This window comes from Pseudomonas sp. HMSC08G10, assembly GCF_001808425.1.
Classification (GTDB): domain Bacteria; phylum Pseudomonadota; class Gammaproteobacteria; order Pseudomonadales; family Pseudomonadaceae; genus Aquipseudomonas; species Aquipseudomonas guariconensis.
Map to the genome: position 1 here is coordinate 20,655 of NZ_KV793303.1, position 22,539 is coordinate 43,193.

Consider the following 22,539-nt stretch of genomic DNA (forward strand, 5'->3'; position numbering starts at 1 on the left):
ATGACGCGTTCATGGCACGACCTGCACAGCCCCGACGCACGCGCCAGCCTTTACTTGCGGGCGTTGCGCAAACGCGGTATCAGCGGCGACCGATTGCCCGAGGCCGGCCTGCGCTGTTTCCTGCGGGTTCAGCCCGACAACCTGGCGGCCTATCGCCGACTGTGCCATTTCGCCGATCACGGCCGCCTGCCGCCGACCTATCCCCACATCATGGCCTTCACCCTGCAGCTCCAGTTGCTCACGGCCCATCGCTTCCCCTTCCCGCTGCTCGGTTTGGTCCACCTGCACAACGAAATCCAGGTCCATCGTCCGCTGGGCGGTATCGATGGCCTGCGCTTTGCGGTCTACGCCGACAACCTGCAGCCCCACGCCAAGGGCGGCACCTTCGATCTGGTCACCGAGGCCGAGGATGGGCTGGGTCTGCTCTGGCGGGAAACCAGCCGGATGCTGGTGCGCGGACTGCGTCTGGAAGGCCAGGGCGACGAGGTGCAGACCGTCGAACCCGGCAACCTGCCGGAGGTCACCCGGTGGTACGCCGACAGTGATATCGGCCGGCGCTACGCCAAGGTGTGCGGCGACTACAATCCGATCCACCTTAGCGCCTCCAGCGCCCGCCTGTTCGGCTTCCCCACCGCCATCGCCCATGGCATGTGGACCAAGGCGATGGCGATGGCCGCCTTGCGCGGCCATCTGCCGGCCAGCGGCTATGCCTTCGCGGTGGATTTCCACAAACCCGTGCGCTTGCCTTCGGAGGTGGTGCTCAGTGCCAGCGAGGCCGGGCCGGAAGGCGTGTTGCGCCTGGAGGGGCATGGGGCCCTGGTGCACATGCTCGGGCGCTGGTCGCCGCTCTAGTCCTGGGGCTGCCGTGCAGCCCGAGGCGCTTGCTTTGCAGCCAGGCTCATCCGAAGCTATGCGCCATTAGGAGAGCCCAATGAACCTGCAAGAACTGACCGAACGCCTGCACCGGATCCGCGACACCAACGACTGGCGCGGCTTCCACAGCCCCAAGAACCTGGCCATGGCCGCCAGCGTCGAAATGGCTGAACTGGTGGAAATCTTCCAATGGCTGACCGAGGACCAGTCGCGCCAGCTTCCCCCTGAAAAACTCGCCCACGCCGGCCAGGAAGTGGGCGATATCGTCCTCTACCTGTTGCTGCTGTGCAGCGAACTGGGGCTGGACATGAACGAAGTGGTGCGTGCCAAGCTGGCTGATAGCGAGAGGCGCTTCGCCAAATGAACGACCGTCATTTCGATGAACTGGCCACCCGTTTCGCCGAGAAGATCTATGGCGGCGCCAAAGGCGCGATCCGCCTCGCGGTCCTTCAGGCCGACCTCGCCGAAGCCCTACCCGACCGCCCCTTGCGCGTGCTGGACATTGGCGCAGGCTTGGGCCACATGGCCCTGTGGCTGGCCGAACGCGGCCACCACCTGACCCTCGCCGAACCCGCCGCGCCCATGCTCGACGGTGCCCGCGCCCGCTTTGCCGAGGCCGGCCAGGCAGCCACCTTCATCCAGGCGCCCTGGCAGGACCTGCTCGGCCAGCTGACCGAGCCGTTCGACCTTGTGCTGTGCCACGCCGTGCTGGAATGGCTGGCCGAACCCGAGAGCATCCTGCCGGTGCTGCACCAGTTGACCGCTCCTGGCGGCTGGTTGTCCCTGGCGTTCTACAACCGCGACGCGCTGGTCTACCGCAACCTGCTCAAAGGCCATTTCCGCAAGCTGCGCAGCAACCGCCTGGCGGGTGAAAGCCAGAGCCTGACTCCGCAGAAACCGCTTGATCCAAGGGAGCTCAAGGCGCAACTTGAACCCCTGTGGCAAGTCGAAAGTGAAAGTGGCGTGCGGGTGTTCCATGACTACATGCCCAAGGACTTCCAGGCCAAGGCCGAGCTGCTCGACCTACTGGAGATGGAGCTCGCACATCGCCGCCACCCCAGCTTCGCTGGGCTTGGCCGCTATCTGCACTGGATCTGCCGACCGCATTGACCCGCTTGCCGGGAGGACCCCATGCCGTACCCGCAACTCTGCCTGGCATTGCTCACCCTGACCCTGGCTGCCTGCCAGGGCAGCAACCCTTATGTCGCCAGTAGCCGGCCATTGCCGCCGGCACCGGCCCAGGCAGCCACCACTTTCGATGCCAGCGCTTATCCTGCACCGCCGCGCGACTATGGCCGCTATCGCAGCTGGCGCTGGCGCGACGGCCAGCCGCCAAGTGCCAATGCCAACGCCGACCCGGCGCAACTGGCCGAGGCGGTCAGCAGCGCCCTCGACCAGCATGGTTTGCGTCCTGCACGCGGCAATGCCGCGGACCTTCTGGTAAGCGCCGACATCCGTCTGGAGCGTCGCCTGCGCCAGGTGCGTGACTACGACTATTACGACCCCTACTACGGCCCGTACCCCTACGGCAGCATCGGCTATGGCGGTTATCGCAATGGCTATGGCGCCTATGGCAGCGTGCCGATCGTGCGTACCTATGAAGTCGAAGTCATGGTGGTGCGCATCGACCTGTTCGACGCGCGCGACGGCCAACCGGTATGGAGCGCCAGCGCCGAGAGTGGCAGCGGCAAGGACTCGCCTCGGGACCGCGAAAACGCTTTGCGCGAGTCTGTGGGCAAGGCACTGAGCGGCTATCCTCCCAGTTAGTGTCCAACGGAGAACCATCATGTTGCGCCGCCTCGTTCTGTTGTCATTCGCGTTGTTGCTCACCGCCTGCGCCAACAACAACGTCACCCAGGATTTCGACGCCAGCCGAGACTTCGCTGCCTACCGCAGCTGGGCCTGGCAGGAACCGGCGTTGCAGTACCGCCCGGATGATCCACGGATCAAGAGCGACCTGACCGAGCAGCGCATCCGCCAGGCCGTGGCCGACCAGCTCGACCAACGCGGCCTGAGACCGGTGCAGGGCAATGCCCAGGCCGATGTGAAGGTACGCGCCTACCTCATCGTCGAGGAACGCCAGCAGCAGATCACCACCAACTACGGCGGCGCCTGGGGTGGGTACTGGGGAGGTTATTGGGGCGGGCCGATGTACAACGAGACCCGTAGCGTCGACTACAAGGTCGCGACCATCCAGGTGGACATGTTCGACGGTCGTGACGGCAAGCTGGTCTGGCGTGCCAGCGCCGAACAGATCATGAACAACTACCCACCCGGACCGGAAGAACGCAACACTGCGATCCAGAAGACTGTCACCCAGGTGATGTCGCACTATCCACCGCGCCGGCAGTAAACAGACGATGCAGTGATAGCACGGGCTTCGCCCGTGTTCGCGGGATAAGCCGCGAACACGGGCCGGCAAGGTCGTCGCGATCGACCGGGCAAACACGGCAATTAGCCATCACCTTTACTACACTCCTTTCACCGCCGCCGCGCTGCCTGGCCAGAGGCCTGCAAAGGAGTGCCCGTGGTTCTTCGTTATCCCGCACGCCAACGCGGCGCGATCGGCCTGATGGCCGCGCTCACGCTGGGCCTTGCCCTGCTGTTCATGCTGCTGGTGGTCGACAGCGGCCGGCTTTATCTGGAGCAGCGCAAACTTCAGCGCATCGCCGACATGGCGGCATTGGAGGCGGCTGGCCAGCACGCCGTGTGTACCGGCACCGGTCCCCAGGCCCCCGCCCTTGCGCGCACCGCCGCCACCCGCAATGGCCATGACCCGAGCAACCCGCTGATGGCCAGTTGCGGCCATGTGCAAACCGGGGCCGATCACCTGCGCACCTTCACCGTCGATGCCTCGCGCAATGAGGCAATCAGAGTGCAGGTCAGCAACACCGTCCCCACCAGCGTTGCCGCCGGTGTCTTTGCCTTGGTCAAAGGCGATGGTTTGCCCTTGACCAGCACCTTGACTGCCAGCGCCGTGGCCTCGGTGCCCACGCAACCGCAGGCGATGCTGCGAATCCGCAGCACACTGGTGAAGATCGACACCCGCCAGGCGGCACTGCTCAATGCTCTGCTCGCCCCCCTGGGTGGCAACCTGCAGCTCGACGTTGCCGGCTGGCAGGGCCTGGCCGACACCCAACTCAATCTGCTCAAGTACCTGGATCAGTTGGCAGTGGACCTGAACATCAAAGCCGGCGACTACCAGACCCTGCTCGACACGAACGCCAGCGCAACCCAACTGCTGCAAGCCGCCGTGAAAGTCCTACAGCAAAGTGGCACCGCGGTTGACGTGGTATCGAACCTGGGCAAGGTGGCACTGGCCGGTAGCGGCAGTTCATTGCATCTGGGGGAGCTGGTCGATATCCAGAACGGCACCGCCAAGGCCGGGCTCGATGCTAGCCTTCAGTTGCTTCAGTTGGTCCATGGCATGCTCATGGTCGCAGCCAGCGACAGCGCCGCAGGCATCGACCTCTCGCCCAGCGTGCTTGGCCTGGCCAATGGTCGAGTACGAGTGAAAGTCATAGAGCCACAACAGATTTCCTCGGTGGGTGACCCATCAAAAGATGAGCTCAGGGTGCATACCGCCCAGGTCAAAGTCCTGGTGTCGGTCGATCTGCCGTTGCTGGACAGCGTCGTCGGCCTGGTAAACGCCGTGCTCGACCTGGCGGCCCCCTTGACCAACGTGCTGAACAATCTGCTCAGCCTGAACCTGTTCGGCACCGTGCAATCGCTGACCTGTAGCCTGGGCATTCCGTGCAAGGTCAGCGACATCAAGCTGATGCCGGACAAGCTTCATCTGGATATCGGCCTAGAGATAGGCGAAGCCACCAGCCGCCTCAAGCCGCCGTTGACGAGCAGTTACAGTTGCTCCCCCAAGCGCCTCACTACCCTCACCGACCGCTCCGCCGTGAAGATCTCGGTGGGCAGCTTCGACTCGCCCGACACGTTTTTCGCCCAGGGCACCGCTGCGAACAAGGCCCTGCCTTTGATCGACATCGGCACCAATGTCTGCAGCCGCCTGTTGATCCTGCCGCCAGTCTGCGGCACCCGCGTGCCCTTCGCCGGTGGCGGCATCGGCGTGCGTGTCGACAGCAAGGTACTGGGGTACGGCCAGGGCGAACATGACTTGGTCTTCCAAGGCGCGAGCGAGCCGCCCGATATTGGTCTCGATCCGCGCTATCAGGCGATGGCGACCGCCAACAGCAATGTGGTGGGCAGCCTCAGCGACACCTTGCTGGGGATTCACCTGGAGGCCTACGAACCCACTGCGAACAGTGGCCTGGGCAAGATCTTGGTGTTGACCGCAGGCCTGCTCGACGGTGTGAAGAGCATCCTCGAACCGCTGATCAAGAACCTGCTCAGCCCGATCATCGATCCGTTGGTGGAAATGCTCCTCAAAATGCTCGGCATCGATCTGGTCAACGCCGAAGTCGGGGCCAACCTCAGTTGTTCCAGCGGCCGCGCTCAGCTGGTGCTGTAAACCGGCAGGCACACCCTGAAGCACGCGCCCTCCGCCCCATTGGCCACACTCAGGCTGCCTTCCATGGCTTCGATGATGCCATGGCTCACCGACAGTCCCAGCCCGGTGCCGACACCCGCCGGCTTGGTGGTAAAGAACGGCTCGAAAATACGCGCCTGGACCTGCGGGTCGATGCCGCCGCCGTTGTCCTCCACCCACAGGCACAGCTGCCCGGGCTGCAAGGTCTGACGAATGCTGATCCAGGGCTCGGTGCGGCGTTGTTCGAGCAGGGCATCGCGGGCATTGATCATGAGGTTGATCATCACCCGCTCCAGTTGGTCCTTGTGCCCCAGCACCAGCGGCTGGTCCTCGGGCGTCTCGATCCGCAGGGAGACGCCCTTGCCGCGCAGGCTTTCCTCGAGCATCGCCGTCGCCTCCTGCACCGCGCTCCAGGCTGCGAAGCGCTGACGCTCGACCTCGGAGCGGCGCCCGAACACGCGCATGTGGTCCACCAGCCGTGCGGTACGCTCGATCTGCGCTTCGATGCGGTGCAACTTGTCCTCCAGATAGGCAGGCTCGGCCGTGCCGTTCTCCAGGCGTTTCAGGGCATTGGCCGCTGCCATGCGCATGACGTTGAGGGGCTGGTTGATCTCATGCAGCAGGCCGGTGGTCAATTCGCCGAGGGTCGCCATCTTGGCGCCTTGTAACAGCTGCCGCTGACTGCGTCGCACCTCGGTGTTGTCTCGGCCCACGGCCTGGATTTCCAGCAATTGCCCCTGCTCATCGAACAGCCCGCGGTCGGCCCAGACCCACCAGGCGTGCTCGCGACCAGGCAACTGCAGGCAGATCTCCGCGCTGCTCATCGGCTGCTCGGGGGTCAGCAGTTGCAGCCGCGCCAGGAACGCTTCGCGCTGCTCCTGCGAGAGCCACTGGCCGAGGTTCATACCCTCCAGTTGCTCCGGCGCGCAGTGCAGGTAGTCAGCCAAGGGTCGGTTGCCAAACACCAGGGAAAGGTCTGGGCGATAACGGCAGATCATCGCCGGAGAATCCTCCACCAGCACCCGGTAGCGCTCCTCGCTCTGGCGTACCCGGTCGGCGGCCTCGGTGGCCTCGCTGACATCCAGCCACAGGCCGACCACCTCCAGCGGCTGGCCAATATCGTTGCGCAGCAGTCGCGCTTCATCGAGTATCCAGTGGTAGCCACCCCGGCTGTCGCACAGACGGTAGCGGCTACGGGCCTGACCCTCGCGCAGCAAGGTGCGGGTACGCTCCAGCCACAATGCGCGGTCGTCCGGATGCACGGCCAGGCCCGGCTGGCGGGCCTGTTCGCTATCCGACGTCCAGCCCAGCAGCGGCATCAGGCTGGCGCTGAAGAATTCACTGTGCAACGCACCTTCGGCGTAGCGCTGTATGTAGATCACCGCCGGTGAACTGGCGATCAGGCCTTCCAGGCGTGTGCGCGCCGCGCTCGCCTGCAGCTCCTGCGCCTTGAGCGCGCTGATGTCGAGCAGAAAACCGCGCAGCTCGCTGCCCTGCAACCGGCCCACCCAATGCAGCCAGGCCGGATCGCCATGGCCTTGGAGGACCGGCACACGCACGCTCAGGCTCAAGTCATCGCCCATGCAGGCCTGCTCCAGGGCCAGGCGCGCCGGCTCCCGGTCGGCAGGGTGAAGCCGCGCAAGCCACTGCTCCAGGCTGGGGTGGTGGGGCAGGTCAAGACGCGCGGCCAGGATCGGGTCCAGGTGCAGGCCGTCCTCGCGGGCCCAAGCCCACCAACCTGCGCCCAGTTGTTGCTGTAACTGCGCCAGGTAACCGCTCTGCTGTTGCAGCCGGGCATGCCGATAACGGCTGAGCACAGGTTCGATCAAGGCCTGCCACAACAGGTGCGCATCGGCGGGCATCTGCTGCCCGCCGGCACACAGCAGCCAGGCCTGGACCTGCGAGCCTTCAAGGTACGGCAGCACGAACAGCGAAACGCCGCCACACAGCGCCAGCAGTTCTGCAGGCAGCGGGGCGGCTGTCTGAGGTTGCGCCGACAGACCGTCCAGCCAGGATTGCAGGCGGGCGTCGCCCGGCCACGGCCAAGGTGTCTCGTTACCGGCGAAGGTGCGCCAACCCGAAGCCTGCGGCAGCATCAGGCGCACGGCGGGCACATGCCAGTGCTCGGCCAGATGCTGCAATTGCACCGCCACACATTGGGTCAAACGCTCCGCGCTGCACTCGCGCAAGGCGCGGTCGATGTCCTTTGCCAACTGCCACTCGCCTTGATGCTGCCAGGCGTGGGTCCGTTCGAGCAGCAGGTCGCCGATATCGAACAGCTGCAACAACCAGCCATCGCCCTGGCGCATCACCCAGCCACGGGTACACAGGGGATTGCCCGTGGCAGTGCGAAAATCCAGATCCAGCGGTTGCCCCTGCCAATCGGCAGGCTGCCCTTCCAGCACCAGCCAGCTGTGCCGCTCCAGGTAGTCCTGGACCCGGCCACCACCTTTGAAGGGCAACGCCAACAAGGTGCGCAACGGCCCGGACAAGCGCTGCACGCTGCCTTGCCCATCGAGCCACAGTTGCAGGCCAACGGCGGCAGGCGCCTCAGGCTCGGAAACAGCTGGCTGCGTGCCGCCGCGCCAACGGTCGAACAGCCCGGTCACAGTTGCAGACTCGCTTTGGCCTGCAACTGCTCGGGCAAGCGTGGTACTTCACCGATCACAGGCAGCACCAGCAACGGCAACACGCGGGTCAGGCGCTCACGCGGGTATTGAATGGTCACGGTCAACAGCTTCCCACTCAGCTCGACCTTGGCATCCTTGACTGCGCTGAAGCCCAAGGCCGCAGGCATCCAAGACAGCTGCTGGTCGATCGCCTGCTGTGCCACGGCGCTGTAGCTGGCCAAGGCGCTGCCGGGCTCGAGCGCCACGCAGCGGCGCACCGCCTCGCTGGCCGCCTGGTTGAACGACTGCACCATCAGCATCGGCAACGCATAGCTGACCAACCCGTAGAACACCGCGAAAAAAACCATGAAGACTGCGACGAACTCGATGGCAGCCGCACCTTTTTGCCGTCTTGCCAGGCTTGCTTTCATGTTCGCGTCTACCCTGACTATGACACCTGAAACACAGCATAGAACCGTTCAACGAATAGGGATGGCATTTTGCCAATGCAAAGCATTGTTCTCCTGATGTGGCTTGCCTTGTGCACCGAACAAGATATCCGCGAACGGCAGCTCTCCAACGCTCTGACCCTGGGCGTTGCGGCTTGCGCCTTGGTCTGGTTGTTCGCCACCGGGCGCAGTTGGATCGGCGCCGAACCCAGCGATGCCGGTTGGGCGCTGGCCATCGTCATGCTACTCACCCTCCCCGGCTACATGCTTGGCCGCTTCGGCGCTGGCGATGTCAAGCTGATGGGCGCCCTGGCCCTGGCCACCAGCCCCCAGTACGTGCTTGGCACTTTCATCGGCGCCGGCATCACCGTGCTGGCCTGGCTGCTTGGCCGCCGCAGGCTGTGGATCCTGCTCAACCCCAAGGTAAAAAAGCGCCTGCAGAAACTGGCCGAGGAAGTCGGCGACAAACAACCCTTCGCGCCCTATGTGCTGGTGGGCTTTCTACTGACAGCCGTATGGATTCAGTAACGACACCAAAAGCTATACAAGCCTTGTACAAAACCACCAACACCGGCTACCGTCTTTAGCGTTCATGCGCAGGAACAAGGGCCCAGAACGAACAGGGAGTTGATCGTGAACAAGCAGCCCAGCACGGTGAAGATTCTGGTCGTCGATGACCAGCCAGAGGTGGTCGAACAGCTGTGTGAATACCTCGAACACCACGGCTACGCCTGCACCCCGGCCAACAGCGCCATGCAAGGCATTGAGCGCTACCAGGCCGACGAGCAGATCGGCTTGGTCCTGTGCGATCTACACCTACCCCAGATCGATGGCATCGAGATGGTCCATGCGCTCAAGAAACTCACCGGTCGCCAGCGGGTGTTCGAAGCGATCATGCTGACCGGACAAGCCGAGAAGCAGGACATCATCCGCGCCCTGCGGGAAGGGTTCGCCGATTACTACCAGAAGCCCGTCGACCTGAAGGAGCTGCTCGAAGGCGTGCGACGCCAGGAGCAAGCGCTGCTCGAACGCCAACGCAACATCCATGAACTGGGGCACCTGAACCAACGCTTGCAGGAGCTGGCCGAGTCCATCGATATCCTTTACCAAGACCTGGAGAAAGCCCGCGGCCAAGGCATGCATCGCCGCGCCACGGACCTCGAAGAGCCCGAGGCCGAGCTGCCCCCGGTTTTCGACAAGCTCTCGCCGCGTCAGCTGGAAGTGGCCAGGCTCGTGGGCAAGGGCAAGACCAACTACCAGATCGCCTGTGAGCTCGGGATTACCGAGAACACCGTCAAGCTCTACGTGTCGCAAGTGCTGCGTCTGACCCATATGCACAACCGCACCCAACTGGCCTTGGCGCTGATGCCAGGCGCTTCGCCGCTGAGCCAGCGCTTCTCCACCCACTGAACGGCACAGGCTTGTCGCCTGTTACCGACTCGCTCGCCGATGCCCGCTCCCACAGGTAGCGCACCGCGCTCATGGCCTGCATAGAACTGGCAGGCGTAGGCTGCGTCAGTTACCAGTGGTGCTCATCGACTGGTAGCGGAAGGCATCGGGGATCGGGTACTTGTAGCTATCCAGCCAGCGCTGGAGGGACAACTCCCGCTCCTTCGCGCTCTGCCTCTGGGGTTTCGGCGAGGCCTGCTGGTTGCTCGCCTGCACTCGCAACCAGGCTTCGGCGGCAGTTTCCGGCGGCGGCCGGCGAGGCGGGTCCTCGGCCTGGGCGAGCAGTGGGCAGGAAAGGCAGAGCACAACCATCATTGGCTTGAACATGGCAACGCCTCCTTTGTCTTCAACCCACCGAGCCACGCCCGGTCTCCTTCAACTGCTTGGCCCGCGCCTGGGCCTCGGCGAACTGCTCCGGCTTGAGCCCTAGCCGGGTCACCAGGTCGGCGGCCTGCTGCCAGTTGTCCTCGACCAGCGACAGGGTCACCAGGTTGACTGCCGGCAGCGGGTTGTCGTCCTTGAGCTCGATGGCGGTCAGGAACTCGAAGCGCGCCTGTTCATGATCGCCCAAGTTCATCAGCACCACTCCCAGGTCATTGCGCACCTTCTCGTCGGTTGGCGCCAGACGCACCGCCCGCTGCAAGTTGCGCAGCGCCTGTACATCGTCCCCCCGCGCCGAGGCAAGCTGGCCCAGGCCATGCTCGGCTTCGGCCGCCAGGCAGCCGCCGAGCAGGCTGCGGTAAAGCGGTTCGGCTTCGCTGCGCCCAAGCAGGCGCAGCACCTTGGCTTTGCGCAAGCGCACCTGATCGAGGTCGTCCGGCAGTTGCTGCAGGTGCGCATAGCTGGCGTGTGGGCGCCCGTCGTTGAGCATCTCGTCCGCCAGGTTCAGCGCCAGTTGCTGGTCGGCGGAGGGCTTGCCGCAGGACGAGGTGCCCAGCAACCTGGCAAACCCCTCGGGTGGTTGGCCGGCACAGCCTGCCAGCAACAACAGACCGGTGAACAACAGGATCGCTTTCATCCGACTCTTCCTTCCTCAGAACGCCAGGGCCCGCGTCAGTGCGGTGAAACCCGGTCCGGCCAGGACGATGATCAAGGCCGGGAACAAGAACATCATCATCACCGCCGACAACTTTGCCGACATCTTCGAGACCCGCTCCTGCAGACGCGTCAGGCGCCGATCATCGAGCAAGGTCTTAAGGCCCAGCAGCGACTTCATTGCACCGCTGCCCTGCACCAGCAACTGGCGCAGGATCACGCAGGTGTCGATGAACTCGTCCACCGCCAGCAGGCGTGCGGTCTTTTCCAACTCCGGCCCCAACGCAAGCCCGGAGTCCACGCGTTGCAGGACCAGCCGCAGTTCTTCACTCACATGCGGCACCAACGTGCGGCTCTCGTGGCTCAGCACCCGCAGGGCCTGTTCGACCGCCAAGCCGCTCTCGAACAAGATGCGCAGCAGCGGGATCACCAGGCTCACCTCCTGGGCGATGCGTTGCTGGCGGCGCAGTGCGGCCATCGCCAGCAGACGCTTGGGCAGCAGGTAGCCCACCCCCAGGGCACAGAGGGGCAACACCAACCCATGGCCAAAGCCGCCCGACACCAGGCCCTGCTGTAGCAACAGCGTCAGGCCCGCCGCCAACACCGGCAGCCCCAGTTGCACGGCCGCGAACAACGCCCGGTGACGGCTACGACGCCAACCCACTCGCTCCAGCAGGGTCTGGGTTTCGCTGTCCAGGGTCTGCAGACGTCGGCCCAAGGCCGAGTTGCCCAGCCAATGCAGCCAGTCTTCCAGCCGTTCCTCACGGGCCAGCTGGCCTTGCAAACGCCGTGCGATCATCTGCCGGGCGCGGACCTGACGCAGCGCCTGCAAGCTCAACAGGATAAAGCCTGCGAACAGGCAAAGGGCACAGATCAGCCAGGCCATGGTCACAGGCTCCTCATCATGCGCCACAGCATCAGACACCCCACCGCCTGCAGGGCGAAGGCGAACAGCAACATCATCTGCCCCTGGCTGTCGCGCCACATGGCCATCAGGTAGCCGGGGTTACCCAGCAAGAAGTAGCCAACCATGGTCAGCGGCAAGGCGCCGAGAATCCAGGCGGTGATCCGTGTCTCACCGGTCATGGCCCTGAGCTGGCGAGCCCCTTGCTCACGTTCGCGGATCAGCTTGATCAGGTTCTCCATCAGCTCGCTGGCGTTGCCGCCATAATGCTGGTTGATGCGCAGCCCCAAGGCGAACAGCCGCAGCTCGTCCTGCTCGTACAGTTCAGCCAGCTCATGCACGGCCTCCTCCAGAGGCACACCCATGCGCACGTTGCGCTGCACACGGCCCATGGCCGAACGCAACGGCTCGCGCGTGCCTTCGATCCCACCGAGCACCGCATCGCTGAGCGTGCGGCCGGCCTTGAGGCTGCGCACGCTGTAGTCCAGCAGCCCTGGCAGTTGTTCGACGATCAACGCCAGACGGCGGCGACAGCGCCAGCTCAGGTACAGGTAGGCCAGCAGTGGCAGCGCGGTCAGCACCAGCACGGCCGCGACCCAGCCGGCCAGCAACAAGGCCAACGCGACCAGGCCCAGCCAGCCTGTCAACCAAGGGCGCAGGCTGAACTCGCCCTGGGCCAGCCCCGCACGCTGCAACAACGGGTCGAGCCAGTCACGCCGCACCGTGGCGGTGCGCACGCTCTGGTAGGCACGTCCCAGGCGCTGCAGGATGCGCTCCTCGCGGCGTTTGTACTGACCTCGGCGAAACAGCAGCAAGGCCACGCCCAGCAACAAAGGCGCCAGTGCCAGCAGCAGCGGCCCCATCACATCACCCCGTCCTGGCGCAGCTTGGCGCCCGCCGGGTTGGGGGCATCGCGCAAGAAGCCCTCGCCGCCGCGCCGGTCGAGGCGGAACAAGGTATTGGTGACATACACGTCGTCACGCACCCCGACCACCTCCAGCACCTCGCTGACGCAACGCCGGCCATCGGCCAGGCGGGTCAGCTGAATCACCACATCGAGCGCCGCGCACACCATCTGGCGCAGCGTCTTCTCGGCCACCTGGCGCCCTGTCAGCCCCACCAGGGTCTCCAGGCGCAGCAAGGCATCCTGCGCGGTGTTGGCGTGCACCGTGCTCATCGAGCCATCGTGCCCGGTGTTCATCGCGGTGAGCACGTCGAGCACTTCGGCTCCGCGGATCTCGCCGAGCAGGATGCGGTCCGGGCGCATCCGCAAGGCGTTGCGGATCAGCTCGCTGGCCTTGATCTCGCCATGCCCTTCGGCGTTCGGTGGCCGGGTTTCCAGGCGCACCACGTGCGGGTGGTGCAGCTGCAGCTCCGCCACGTCTTCGATGGTCACCAGGCGCTCATGGGGAGAGATCATCTGGCTGAGGATGTTGAGCAAGGTGGTCTTGCCCGTGCCCGTGCCGCCGCTGACCAGGATATTGCAGCGCCGAGCCACGGCCCGCTCGAAGAAGTCGAAGATGGCCTGGTCGATGGCACGGGTGGCCAGCAGGTCGGCACTCTTGAGCATGTCCTGGCGGAACTTGCGGATCGACAGGCAAGGCCCGTCCAGCGCCACCGGCGGGATGATCGCATTGACACGGCTGCCATCGGGCAGGCGGGCGTCGACCATGGGCGAGGATTCATCCAGGCGACGCCCGAGCGGCGCGAGAATGCGCTGCATCACTCGCTCCACGTGGTGGGCGTCGATGAAGCGCAGGTCGGTGCGCTGGAGCATCCCGGCCCGCTCGACGAAAACCCGGTGCGGGCCGTTGACCAGGATCTCCGTGACACTGGCATCGCGCAGCAGCACCTCCAGCGGGCCATAACCGGTCAGCTCATCGACCAGCTCCTCGGCCAGGCGCTCGGTCTCGTAGCGCGACAGCGCCAGGTGCAGGCGTGCCACGTAGTCGCCGACCTGCTCCACGACGAACTGGGTGAGCGCAGGCCGCGCGCCTTCGAGCAGGTTGCGGCCGCTGTCTTCGATGGCATCGATGACGAAGCGGTGCAGGGCACGTTTGAGTGCTTGCGGGTCGGCCCCCGCATGGCGCGGGCCGCCAAAGGGTTCGTCGGCACTCATTTATGGCTCCACAGGCGGCGCAGCCAGGTAGTGGGGGTGGGCTTGGCCAGGTGCTCCGAGCGCCGCGCCAATCGCTCGCCGAGGTAATGCAAGGCCTGGGTCAGGCTCTCCCGGGGGGCCAGCTCGAACAGGCTCAGCCCCTGGTTCTTGGCATTCAGGCGCACCTCAGGGCTGTAGGGCAACGCCTTGAGCAAGGTCAGGCCATAGCGCTTGGCCAAAGCATCGGCATCCGGCGCCACGTTGCGCAGGTAGCGGTCCACCAGCAGCACGGCATGGTCGAGCTTGATGCCCCGGTCGCGCCACTGCTCGAGCACCTCCAGGTTGCGCCGGCAGTCGAGGATGTTCTGGTCGGTATAGACGATCAGCTTGTCGCAATGGCTGACGATGGTGCGCAAGGCATCGTTGTCGGCCTGGCCGGTGAGGTTGACCACGATGTGCTGGAAGTGCTGGCGCAGGGCACTGAGCAACATGTACAGCTCGGCTGCGCTGGTCTGTTGCAGCGGATCGTCGCTGTCGGCGTAGGCCAGGATGCGCAGACCGCCCTTGTCACGCGGGAAGGCGCTGTCGATGAGGGTGCCATCGAGCCGACGCAAATGGCGCAGGGCGTCGCCGAAATAGAACGATGCCTCCAACCCGAGCAAAGTCAGGCTGTCCCCCCGCGGCAGGCCAAGGTCGAGCAGTAAGGCTTGCTGGCCGCTCTCCTGCACCACCCGCGCCAGGTGGGTTGTCAGCAATGCGCCATCGGCTGCGGCCTGGGCGCCGTAGAGCACCGTCAGCCCGCCCAGGCTTGGGTTGCTGGTGACCGCCGGCAGCCGCTTGCTCAGGCGCCGCACCAAACCTGCCACTTCGCTGGCGCGCGAGCCGTAGGCGACGAAGTCACGGGCACCGGCGCGCATAGCATGCAGGACCAGTTGGTTGTCCATGCCATCGCCCAAGGCCACGATGGCCAACATCGGCTTGGCTTCCAGCACACCCTCGATCAGCGCGCACTGATTGATCAACTGCTCGCGGTCCAGGCCAATGAACAACAGGCTGCTGAAGGTCACGTCGACCAAAGCCAGCAACTCGTCGAGGCTACCGCCACTGGCACCGATCACTTGGCCGAGCGGGGCGAGCGCGCCCTGCAGCCAGCGCAGGTCCTCCTCGTTGCGGGTGATGGCCAGGTAGGTCTGGTTCAGGCTCTCGCTCATCGTGATAACCCGCTACGGCCTTCGAAATTGCCGTTTTCCAGGAAAAACAGCTGCCCCCAGCTGGGGTCGTAGGTGCGCAGACGCTCGCCCGGCAGTTCCGGCAAACGGGCATTGGCGGCCAGCGGCTGGACCAGGTGAGGCGTGACGATCATCAGTAGCTCGGTGTCTTCGCGATTGACCGTCGACTGACGGAAGAACGCACCGAGAATCGGCAGGTTGCCAAGGCCCGGGAACTTGTCCACACCCGAGCGGGTGCTGCTGCTGACCAGGCCACTGATGATGAAGCTTTCCCCATCGGCTAGCGAAATGCTGGTGTCGGTACGCCGGACTTTAAGCCCCGGCACCTGAGTGCCGGCGATATTCACCGCGTTGGTGAAATCCAGCTCGCTGACTTCCGGCGCAACCTTCAGGTTAATACGGTCGCGGCTGACCACGGTCGGCGTCAGGGCCAGGCGCACGCCAAACTCTTTGTATTCGATCGACACGCTGTCGCTGCCGGTGCTCGGCACCGGGATAGGGATTTCGCCGCCCGCGAGAAAGCTGGCGGTCATGCCACTGAGCACGGTCAGGCTCGGACGGGCCAAGGTGTAGGCGAAGCCGCTGGTTTCCAGCGCGTTGATCGCCGCCAGAAAGCGGCTGCTGCCACCGCCCCAGACAATGTTGAACACGTTGTCGTCGAGCGGAATCAACGGCCGGGCAATCGGCACAGCGCCAGGTGTGACGCGGGTCCCTGGCACAGTACCCGGTGAGCCGATCAGGCTGTTGTTCGATCCTTTGAAGAACAGCCGCGCCCCGGCTTCCTTGTATTTGTTGCGCTGCACTTCGACGAAGCGGATATCGGCCTGCACCTGGCTGGGCAATTGAGGGTCCTGGGAAGGCAGCATCGTGTCTTCGGCCATGTCCGCGCTGGCCCGGCCTTTGACGAACAGCATGGCCCGGTGGGGGGCCGGTGCACAGGCGGTCCACAGCATCAGGCTGGTATTGCCTGCCCCGACCGCCGTCAGCAACACGGCGCGCTCGCCGCTGGCCTGGACATCGGCGACCTTGGGCTCGCCCACCGCCACCCGGCTGATGGCCACCGGCAGGCGCAGCTCCTGTTGCAGGCCTTGGTCCATCTCGATCACCGACGGCAGTTGGCTGAATGCAGCGCAGCCTTTGTCGGCCGCCTGGGCCATCGGCAGCAACGTCACCATCGTCAGGGCAGGGCACAACTGTCTGAGTATCCGCTCGATACTACGCATGGCGGCGTCCTTGCTAGGTCACGGAGTCTTTGAGGTATCGGCAGCCTGGGCGCCACGGATGATCTGCATGCCCGAGATGCCGCTGCCAGGCGCCACCGTCTTGGCAATCGGCACCTGGGACAGCTGACTGAAACGATAGAGGTCGCGGTTGGCGTTTTCCACCTGCGCACTGGCTTCGGTGCCGGCCCAGTAGCGAGCCATGCGTTGTTCGTCGGCGCTGCGCACCGCCAGGCGCAAGGTCCCTGTCTGGGCCGCCAGCATCAGTCGGCTGGCCAGCGCTTCAGGCACGGCCAGTGCCACGGTGCGGGTCGTGCTACTCGGTTGATCGCGACGGGCCTTCTGCTCCTCCTGGGTCTGTGCTGGCCGGCCATCATTGGCCAAGCCCATCTGCTCGCCGACGCTGAGCACCCGTAGTGCAGGCAACACCACCTGCGCGGAAGACTGGGGATTATTGTTTTCCTCTCGCAGAAACAACAGCACATCCACGTAGTCGCCCGGGCGAAGCTGCCCGGCGGCACCGATCACATCGTCCACCGCCACGGCCACGGCCCGCTCGTGTGGGCGGATCATCCGCGCCAGCGGACCACCTGCCTGGAAACTGTCTTCGGCAAGCCAGCTGCCCGCCGCCAACGGGCGCATGCTGCTACGCCCGACAACCTGCTCGATTCGCTGGAATGCCCCTGCCGGCACTACCTGCAGGCGCTCGAGCAACAGATCGTCTGGGGTCAAGGGGGTATTGGCAGCAACGTCGCGGCGTAGCACGACAATCTGTGAGCGCACCGGCTCCTCTGCCTTGGCCGGGGTCGGCGCAGCGACGGGAGCCACCACCGGGGCCGGTTGCTCGACGGGCACCGCAGGGCGGCTAAGCACCAGCCCCCAGTACCCAGCCACCAACGCGGCGACCAGGAAAAAACCGGCGAGCATCATGGTCAAGCGACTACTCATATCCGCTATCCCCTTACGCCGTTTGCGCATTTAGCTGATGGCAAAAAGAAACTATTTCGCTATTGCAACGTAGTCCAAATGCCACAAATTGCCATGAGAAACAGGTGCTTTTTGATGCCACTAAATTGACACCTCGGCAAAACAGAAACTTAGCGCGGCTATTCGAAACTCATACTTTTGGATTAATCCGTTGTTACATTTGCAGCTTCCAAACGCTTGGCGAATTCTGTGATGGCAAAGGGGTATCACCGAGGGGATTCCCCGCCATCAGCGCTCGAACGCGCGAGGAGTTGCACCATGTCGCTCAAACGCATCCTTCTTCACTGCAAACAGTTCATCCAACGCAAGGACGGCGCCTCCGGTATCGAATACGCGGTGATCGCCGCCATGGTGGCGGTCGTGCTGGCGGGGTTCGTCCCGGGCGTGTCCAACAATGTCAAATCGGTCATGGATAAGATCGAAGCGGCCATCACCACAGGCGGTGGCACCGGAACTGGCACGGGGACTGGAACCGGCAGCTAAGAAAAGACGGGATAGCTTTGGACCCCATTCGAAAGGAGCCGGCCATGTCACTCTCTTCCTTGCGTCAACAGATCCTGCTGGTAGACGACGAGGAAGAGGCCTTGCTCGAACTCGCCGAACTGTTGGAAAACGAAGATTTCATCTGCCTGACCGCCACCTCGGTCAAAGGCGCCTTGCTCCAGCTCACCCGTCACCCGGACGTGGCCCTGGTCATCACCGACCTGCGCATGCCCGAGGAAAGCGGCATCGGCCTGATCAAACGCCTGCGCGACCACACGGCCCGCCAGCATCTGCCGGTGATCGTCATGTCCGGTCACGCCGACATGGAAGACATCAGCGACCTGCTGCGCCTTCAGGTACTGGACCTGTTCCGCAAGCCCATCTATCACGCACGCCTGCTGGAGACGCTGGAGAACTTGTTCCCCAAGCCGCGGATGCAGGTCGTGTGCTGACCCCTGGGGACGCTACGCCTCCCATCGCAGGCCTTGCCAGCGCCCAAGAGACAACGCAGTGGTAAGGCTCGCCCTGCTAAGCGCCGCTCGCCCTCACAGGGAAACACTTAGATTCACCATGATCCTCGGGCTGCGATCAAGGCTGTCCTGCGCCACATCCGCCAGGGGCTTGGCCAGTTCCACGGCCAGGTTGTAAAAGCGCCTATCCCCTATGCGCACTCCCAACGCCGCCGAGGCCAGTCGTGCCCGCTCCAGGTCGCGCCCGTTCGACCACGCCCGGGCGGCATCGAGCGCCAGATAGGGCTGCAGCAACCGTACCCAAGCGCCATCGCGGTAGACGCTGTAGTCCAGCTCGTAGGCCAATCCCCACCCCTTGTCACCCGAGGCCTGGTCGGCCGGGTAGCCGCGGCCGAAGTGCTGGCCACCGAACAGCAGGCGTTCGCTGTCGGGCAGGTCGTTGCCGCTCCAGTACACCGCGCCGGACACCACACCCTGCCAGTCACGCGCCAACGCATCGCGCTGCAAACCAGACAGGCGCAGGCGCAAGAAATCCACATCGCGGGCGCTGTCACTGCGAGCGCCGAACAGATCCAGGCCTTGGTGCACGCCGGCACTGACTCTCCGCAACCGACCGTCCTCGACCTTGCGCCAGTCCCCTTCGAAGGACACCGCCCGAGCATAGGTGTCACTGTCGTCCTGGCGCGCCGGGTCGGCCGTGCGCCAGTCGACGTGATCGGCCGTGGTGTAGAACTGCCCGACCACATCCAGCCACTCGTCGGGTTTGACGATCAGGGCTTGGCTGACGCCGATGGCAAGGCGCTCGCTGTCCCAACGCTGGCGCAGGTTCTCACCGTCATCCAAGGGCACATAGGTGCGCGGCTCGCTGCGAAAGCGGGACGCCGAAAGCAGCAGCCGGCTGCCCTCGGCGTCCAGGTATTGGCTGTAGTCGAGTCGGTAGTAATGGGCCTCGTCGTCGCCAGGCGGCAGCAGGACGCGGGCGCTCAACTGCTCGGCGAAACGGGTCTGGGCCTGGCTGTCGAACGCCATCAGCGCTTGCGCGGACGTGCGACTACCCTCGGCCAGGGTCAACCTGGCGCCAAAGGGTTTGCGCCCGACATGGACGATCAGGCGCATGGCGCCATCGCGCCGCCCAGTGGGCTGCAGTTCGGCCTCGACACTCACCCCAGGCATGCGCCCGATCAGGCCGGTATAGCGCTCGAAGGATTCTCGCGTCAGTGGCCGCTCGGCCTTGAGCTTGTCGAGGATTTGCTCCAGGTAGCCGACCGCGGGGCCGATCTCCCCGTGCACCTGGCTTTCGCCGATATAGCCCTCCTCCAACACCACGTGGACACGGCCATCGGCGAAGTCCTGAGGCGGCAGGTAGGCCCGCGAAAGCAGGTAGCCATCGCGCCGATAACGCTCGGTCAGGCGGTCGGTCACTGCGATGAGTTCAGCCAGGGTCACCTGATGGCCGACCACGTGCTGGTAGTGCTCGCGCAATTCGCTCAGCAGGTACACCGTACCGCCTTCTAAGCGCACCTTGCGGACTGCCACAGACGTGTTCAGCGGCCATGCAGGCGCTGTTTTCTCCGCGGCCGGCATGCGCACCTCCGCCGGAAGAGGACGATAGGTATCAATCGGCAGGTTGGCGGTGGGCAGGCGTCGTTCGACCTCATTGCCGTCGAGCACGCTCGGCAGCGACCCGGCATGGCAAACACAGGCCCCGGACACCATCAGCAGCGTAACGACCAGAGGACGCATAGGACGCTCCATGACCCCGCGAAGACCGGGCGCAACAGGACCGCCCTCTGGTTCAAGCGTAGGTGCTGGCCTCACGATCGTCGAACGGCCGAAGCGAGCGGCGCGGTGGTCGCTATTGGCTGACCTGAAACTCTACCCGCGCGGTCTCGCCACTTTCGTCCAGCGCGCTGAGTTCGATGCGCCCGGTCTTTTCGAAGCGCACCAGCAGACTGTCCTGGTCGCGGGTCTCGCCCAAGGGCTGTCCATTGAGGAACCACCAGCGCTGACCGCTGCCGCCCAAGGCCGAAACCGGCACCTGCAGCGGTTCGCGACTGGTTGCCGGGCGTCGCAGGGTGTCGCCGGGGCGCACACCGACGATCGACAGCGGCGGCGCGCTCACCGGCACTTGGGGCGGACAGCTAGGGTCCACCGCCGGCAGGCGCGCGGCGCGGCGCTCGATGCGGGGCAGCCACGGCTCCAGCGGCGCCGGCCACAACGCCACCTCCTGCGCCTTGGCGCTGCTGCAACTGGCATCGACACGCAAACCACGCCCATTGACCCAAACCGTCTCGCGCAGCCCAAGCCCCAGCGGCTGATCGGCCGCTTGCAGGGTCGGCGGCGTAGTGCCGTCCAATGTCCAGGCGAAGCGCTGGCGACGGCAGTTAGGGTCCAGGCGGTTCATGGGCTGGCCCAATGGCCAACAGATGGCGGCCACACCGACGCTCGCCGGCACCCGCTCGGCCGGCACATTGATCCCCCGCTGGCTGTCACGGTTGCTGAGCAGGTCGTGGACTTGCAGCATCAGCGGCGCCGCCGAAGCCAAGCCGAACTGTCCCGGCACCGGCGTGCCGTCGGGTCGGCCGATCCACACACCGATCAGGTAGCGCGGCCCCACGCCCACCGACCAGGCGTCACGAAAGCCGTAGCTGGTGCCGGTCTTCCAGGCCAACTGCGGGCGCTGTACCAGCTCAGCGTGAAGATCACGGTCCGGCCGGGCCTGGCCGCTCAAGATACGCCGGACGATCCAGGCCGAACCAGGCGACAGCAGCTGCCGCTCGACCAGCGGATCCTGAGGTTGCAGGCGTACCCGCGCGCTCTTCCCTTCACGGGCCAGGGCCGCGTAGCCACCCACCAGGTCCTCCAGACGGCTGCCCGCTCCGCCGAGGATCAGCGACAGGTTCGGTTCGGCGAGCGGCGGCAGTACCAGCGGCATGCCGCCCATGCGCATCTGAGCGGCAAAACGCTTTGGCCCGTAGGCCTCGAGCAACTGCACCGCTGGCAGATTCAGCGACAGAGCCAGGGCGGAGCTGGCCGAAACCGGGCCCGTGAAGCCCATTGAGAAATTGCCGGGCCGGTAGTCGCCATAACGACGAGGCACGTCCTGCAACAACGATTCTGAGTGGATAAGCCCATCGTCCATGGCCATGGCGTAGAGGAACGGTTTGAGCGTCGAGCCAGGTGATCGCAAGGCCTGGACCATGTCGACATGACCGAAGCGGCGCTCATCGGCCAAGTCGATGGAGCCGAGGTAGGCGCGCACGGCCATGGTTTGCGCCTCCACCACCAGCAGCGCCGCCGAGGTGCGTTCGGGCAGCCGCGCACGCCAGCCCAACAGCAGGTCCTCCAGGCGACGCTGCAAGGCCGCATCGAGGGTAGTGCGAATCAGCGGTGGGCTGTTGGCACTGTTCAGACGCCGGGCCAGCAAGGGGGCCAGGGCCGGCTCCTGGCGAGGCGCCAGCAGCAAGGGTTCTTCCTGCGCCTCGCTCACCCGCTGCGCCGGCCATACCTGGTACTCGGCCAGGCGCTCCAGCACCTTGTCGCGGGCCCGCTGGGCACGCTCGGGGTGGCGATCCGGGCGCAGCCGGCTGGGCGCCTGGGGCAGCACCGCCAGCAGCGCTGCCTCGGCAGGCGTGAGGTGCATCGGCGACTTGCCAAGGTATGCCCAGCTGGCGGCGGCCACCCCTTGCAGGGTGCCGCCGAACGGGGCGCGGTTGAGGTAGAGCTGAAGGATCTCACGCTTGGACAGGTGCCACTCCAGCTGCGCCGTACGCCACAGCTGACGCAGCTTGCCCGACAGGGTGCGTTCATGAGGGTCGAGCAGGCGTGCGACCTGCATCGACAGCGTGCTGCCGCCCGACACCACCCGGCCACCACGCAGGTTCAGCCAGGCTGCACGCGCCAGCGCCAGCGGGTTGACCCCGGGATGGCTATAGAACCAACGGTCCTCATAGGTCAGCAGCGCTTCCAGGTACAACGGCGAGACCTCCTCGGGGCTCACCGGATACCGCCACACTCCGTCGGCATCGGCAAAACGCCACAGGGGCGTACCATCCTCGGCGAGCACCACCCGCGCCAGGTCATCGCCCGGCATGGGCAACGGCCACAAGCGATCGGCCAGCAACAACAGCGCCACGACCAGCACACTGGCGATGCCGATACCACGCACGACCCTTGCGGTGCGGGTGCGCAGGCACGCTACCATTGGCATCGGGAACCGACCTGCCCAAGTGATG

General features: G+C 65.1%; 22 protein-coding genes. 10 read left to right on the forward strand and 12 right to left on the reverse strand.

The features are described from left to right. The 6 genes from HMPREF3173_RS09635 (at position 1) to HMPREF3173_RS09660 (ending at position 5,353) form a co-directional block, all read left to right on the forward strand. Entirely contained in the window at positions 1–852 is an 852-nt protein-coding gene (locus tag HMPREF3173_RS09635) for a MaoC family dehydratase (RefSeq protein ID WP_070572666.1), read from the forward strand. 79 nt (positions 853–931) lie between these two features. Continuing rightward, a complete protein-coding gene (locus HMPREF3173_RS09640) occupies positions 932–1,237 on the forward strand; it encodes a MazG-like family protein (RefSeq protein ID WP_043207849.1) in 306 nt (101 codons plus the stop codon). Beyond that, positions 1,234–1,983 carry a methyltransferase domain-containing protein gene (locus HMPREF3173_RS09645; protein WP_070572668.1) on the forward strand — a complete coding sequence of 250 codons (750 nt, stop codon included), beginning with the start codon at positions 1,234–1,236 and terminating at the stop codon, positions 1,981–1,983. Before HMPREF3173_RS09640 ends, HMPREF3173_RS09645 begins: the two co-directional genes overlap by 4 nt. 21 nt (positions 1,984–2,004) lie before the next feature. Continuing rightward, on the forward strand, positions 2,005–2,640 hold the full coding sequence (locus tag HMPREF3173_RS09650; RefSeq protein ID WP_070572669.1) for a DUF4136 domain-containing protein: 636 nt from the start codon (positions 2,005–2,007) through the stop codon (positions 2,638–2,640). 19 nt (positions 2,641–2,659) lie between these two features. After that, positions 2,660–3,226 (forward strand): DUF4136 domain-containing protein, encoded by a 567-nt coding sequence (locus tag HMPREF3173_RS09655; RefSeq protein ID WP_070572672.1) that lies wholly within the window; start codon positions 2,660–2,662, stop codon positions 3,224–3,226. A 174-nt stretch (positions 3,227–3,400) separates the two neighbouring features. After that, positions 3,401–5,353: a pilus assembly protein TadG-related protein gene (locus tag HMPREF3173_RS09660; RefSeq protein WP_256544278.1), complete on the forward strand. Its 1,953-nt coding sequence runs from the start codon at positions 3,401–3,403 to the stop codon at positions 5,351–5,353. On the opposite strand, the gene HMPREF3173_RS09665 is transcribed toward HMPREF3173_RS09660, so the two are convergent. Together HMPREF3173_RS09665 and HMPREF3173_RS09670 are read right to left on the reverse strand one after the other, a co-directional pair. Further along, positions 5,338–7,980: a PAS domain-containing sensor histidine kinase gene (locus HMPREF3173_RS09665; RefSeq protein ID WP_070572674.1), complete on the reverse strand. Its 2,643-nt coding sequence runs from the start codon at positions 7,978–7,980 to the stop codon at positions 5,338–5,340. The genes HMPREF3173_RS09660 and HMPREF3173_RS09665 overlap by 16 nt on opposite strands. After that, a complete protein-coding gene (locus tag HMPREF3173_RS09670) occupies positions 7,977–8,411 on the reverse strand; it encodes a TadE/TadG family type IV pilus assembly protein (RefSeq protein ID WP_043207861.1) in 435 nt (144 codons plus the stop codon). Before HMPREF3173_RS09670 ends, HMPREF3173_RS09665 begins: the two co-directional genes overlap by 4 nt. 75 nt (positions 8,412–8,486) lie before the next feature. Here HMPREF3173_RS09670 and HMPREF3173_RS09675 point away from each other — a divergent pair, with 75 nt between their 5' ends. Together HMPREF3173_RS09675 and HMPREF3173_RS09680 are read left to right on the forward strand one after the other, a co-directional pair. Next, positions 8,487–8,957, forward strand: a complete 471-nt coding sequence (locus HMPREF3173_RS09675) for an A24 family peptidase (protein WP_070572676.1) — start codon at positions 8,487–8,489, stop codon at positions 8,955–8,957. A gap of 105 nt (positions 8,958–9,062) precedes the next feature. Further along, positions 9,063–9,839 (forward strand): response regulator transcription factor, encoded by a 777-nt coding sequence (locus tag HMPREF3173_RS09680; protein ID WP_070572776.1) that lies wholly within the window; start codon positions 9,063–9,065, stop codon positions 9,837–9,839. A 105-nt stretch (positions 9,840–9,944) separates the two neighbouring features. Here the strand turns inward: HMPREF3173_RS09680 and HMPREF3173_RS09685 are convergent, their stop codons facing one another. The 8 genes from HMPREF3173_RS09685 to cpaB are packed head-to-tail and all read right to left on the reverse strand — an operon-like array spanning position 9,945 to position 17,312. Beyond that, positions 9,945–10,205: a DUF3613 domain-containing protein gene (locus HMPREF3173_RS09685; protein WP_070572678.1), complete on the reverse strand. Its 261-nt coding sequence runs from the start codon at positions 10,203–10,205 to the stop codon at positions 9,945–9,947. A gap of 19 nt (positions 10,206–10,224) precedes the next feature. Continuing rightward, positions 10,225–10,896, reverse strand: a complete 672-nt coding sequence (locus HMPREF3173_RS09690) for a tetratricopeptide repeat protein (RefSeq protein WP_070572680.1) — start codon at positions 10,894–10,896, stop codon at positions 10,225–10,227. A gap of 15 nt (positions 10,897–10,911) precedes the next feature. Continuing rightward, positions 10,912–11,799, reverse strand: a complete 888-nt coding sequence (locus HMPREF3173_RS09695; RefSeq protein WP_070572682.1) for a type II secretion system F family protein — start codon at positions 11,797–11,799, stop codon at positions 10,912–10,914. Between the two features lie 2 nt (positions 11,800–11,801). Beyond that, positions 11,802–12,683: a type II secretion system F family protein gene (locus tag HMPREF3173_RS09700; protein ID WP_043207872.1), complete on the reverse strand. Its 882-nt coding sequence runs from the start codon at positions 12,681–12,683 to the stop codon at positions 11,802–11,804. After that, positions 12,680–13,936 carry a TadA family conjugal transfer-associated ATPase gene (locus tag HMPREF3173_RS09705; RefSeq protein ID WP_043207873.1) on the reverse strand — a complete coding sequence of 419 codons (1,257 nt, stop codon included), beginning with the start codon at positions 13,934–13,936 and terminating at the stop codon, positions 12,680–12,682. Before HMPREF3173_RS09705 ends, HMPREF3173_RS09700 begins: the two co-directional genes overlap by 4 nt. Next, complete coding sequence (locus tag HMPREF3173_RS09710; RefSeq protein WP_070572684.1) at positions 13,933–15,126, reverse strand: CpaE/TadZ family protein; 1,194 nt, start codon at positions 15,124–15,126, stop codon at positions 13,933–13,935. The genes HMPREF3173_RS09705 and HMPREF3173_RS09710 overlap by 4 nt, the downstream gene beginning before the upstream one ends. Next, positions 15,123–16,367: a type II and III secretion system protein family protein gene (locus tag HMPREF3173_RS09715; RefSeq protein ID WP_070572686.1), complete on the reverse strand. Its 1,245-nt coding sequence runs from the start codon at positions 16,365–16,367 to the stop codon at positions 15,123–15,125. The genes HMPREF3173_RS09710 and HMPREF3173_RS09715 overlap by 4 nt, the downstream gene beginning before the upstream one ends. A gap of 18 nt (positions 16,368–16,385) precedes the next feature. After that, complete coding sequence (gene cpaB / locus HMPREF3173_RS09720; protein WP_070572688.1) at positions 16,386–17,312, reverse strand: Flp pilus assembly protein CpaB; 927 nt, start codon at positions 17,310–17,312, stop codon at positions 16,386–16,388. Between the two features lie 297 nt (positions 17,313–17,609). On the opposite strand from cpaB, the gene HMPREF3173_RS09725 reads away from it, so the two are divergent. Both HMPREF3173_RS09725 and HMPREF3173_RS09730 read left to right on the forward strand, forming a co-directional pair. Next, positions 17,610–17,834 (forward strand): Flp family type IVb pilin, encoded by a 225-nt coding sequence (locus HMPREF3173_RS09725; RefSeq protein WP_070572690.1) that lies wholly within the window; start codon positions 17,610–17,612, stop codon positions 17,832–17,834. A gap of 44 nt (positions 17,835–17,878) precedes the next feature. Next, complete coding sequence (locus tag HMPREF3173_RS09730) at positions 17,879–18,286, forward strand: response regulator (protein WP_070572692.1); 408 nt, start codon at positions 17,879–17,881, stop codon at positions 18,284–18,286. 93 nt (positions 18,287–18,379) lie between these two features. Here HMPREF3173_RS09730 and HMPREF3173_RS09735 read toward each other — a convergent pair whose 3' ends face one another. Further along, positions 18,380–20,047, reverse strand: coding sequence for a ShlB/FhaC/HecB family hemolysin secretion/activation protein (locus HMPREF3173_RS09735; protein WP_070572694.1), 1,668 nt, complete (start codon positions 20,045–20,047; stop codon positions 18,380–18,382). Positions 20,048–20,159: 112 nt separating this feature from the next. Next, complete coding sequence (gene pbpC, locus HMPREF3173_RS09740) at positions 20,160–22,514, reverse strand: peptidoglycan glycosyltransferase PbpC (protein WP_070572697.1); 2,355 nt, start codon at positions 22,512–22,514, stop codon at positions 20,160–20,162. Positions 22,515–22,539 lie beyond the last annotated feature (25 nt).

Bases quoted from the DNA above. Each gene is read 5' to 3' on its own strand.
- HMPREF3173_RS09635 (WP_070572666.1), top strand. From the start codon at position 1: ATGACGCGTTCATGGCACGACCTGCACAGCCCCGACGCACGCGCCAGC.
- HMPREF3173_RS09640 (WP_043207849.1), top strand. From the start codon at position 932: ATGAACCTGCAAGAACTGACCGAACGCCTGCACCGGATCCGCGACACC.
- HMPREF3173_RS09645 (WP_070572668.1), top strand. From the start codon at position 1,234: ATGAACGACCGTCATTTCGATGAACTGGCCACCCGTTTCGCCGAGAAG.
- HMPREF3173_RS09650 (WP_070572669.1), top strand. From the start codon at position 2,005: ATGCCGTACCCGCAACTCTGCCTGGCATTGCTCACCCTGACCCTGGCT.
- HMPREF3173_RS09655 (WP_070572672.1), top strand. From the start codon at position 2,660: ATGTTGCGCCGCCTCGTTCTGTTGTCATTCGCGTTGTTGCTCACCGCC.
- HMPREF3173_RS09670 (WP_043207861.1), bottom strand. From the start codon at position 8,411: ATGAAAGCAAGCCTGGCAAGACGGCAAAAAGGTGCGGCTGCCATCGAG.
- HMPREF3173_RS09675 (WP_070572676.1), top strand. From the start codon at position 8,487: ATGCAAAGCATTGTTCTCCTGATGTGGCTTGCCTTGTGCACCGAACAA.
- HMPREF3173_RS09685 (WP_070572678.1), bottom strand. From the start codon at position 10,205: ATGTTCAAGCCAATGATGGTTGTGCTCTGCCTTTCCTGCCCACTGCTC.
- HMPREF3173_RS09690 (WP_070572680.1), bottom strand. From the start codon at position 10,896: ATGAAAGCGATCCTGTTGTTCACCGGTCTGTTGTTGCTGGCAGGCTGT.
- HMPREF3173_RS09695 (WP_070572682.1), bottom strand. From the start codon at position 11,799: ATGGCCTGGCTGATCTGTGCCCTTTGCCTGTTCGCAGGCTTTATCCTG.
- HMPREF3173_RS09705 (WP_043207873.1), bottom strand. From the start codon at position 13,936: ATGAGTGCCGACGAACCCTTTGGCGGCCCGCGCCATGCGGGGGCCGAC.
- HMPREF3173_RS09710 (WP_070572684.1), bottom strand. From the start codon at position 15,126: ATGAGCGAGAGCCTGAACCAGACCTACCTGGCCATCACCCGCAACGAG.
- HMPREF3173_RS09715 (WP_070572686.1), bottom strand. From the start codon at position 16,367: ATGCGTAGTATCGAGCGGATACTCAGACAGTTGTGCCCTGCCCTGACG.
- cpaB (WP_070572688.1), bottom strand. From the start codon at position 17,312: ATGAGTAGTCGCTTGACCATGATGCTCGCCGGTTTTTTCCTGGTCGCC.
- HMPREF3173_RS09725 (WP_070572690.1), top strand. From the start codon at position 17,610: ATGTCGCTCAAACGCATCCTTCTTCACTGCAAACAGTTCATCCAACGC.
- HMPREF3173_RS09730 (WP_070572692.1), top strand. From the start codon at position 17,879: ATGTCACTCTCTTCCTTGCGTCAACAGATCCTGCTGGTAGACGACGAG.
- HMPREF3173_RS09735 (WP_070572694.1), bottom strand. From the start codon at position 20,047: ATGCGTCCTCTGGTCGTTACGCTGCTGATGGTGTCCGGGGCCTGTGTT.
- pbpC (WP_070572697.1), bottom strand. From the start codon at position 22,514: ATGCCAATGGTAGCGTGCCTGCGCACCCGCACCGCAAGGGTCGTGCGT.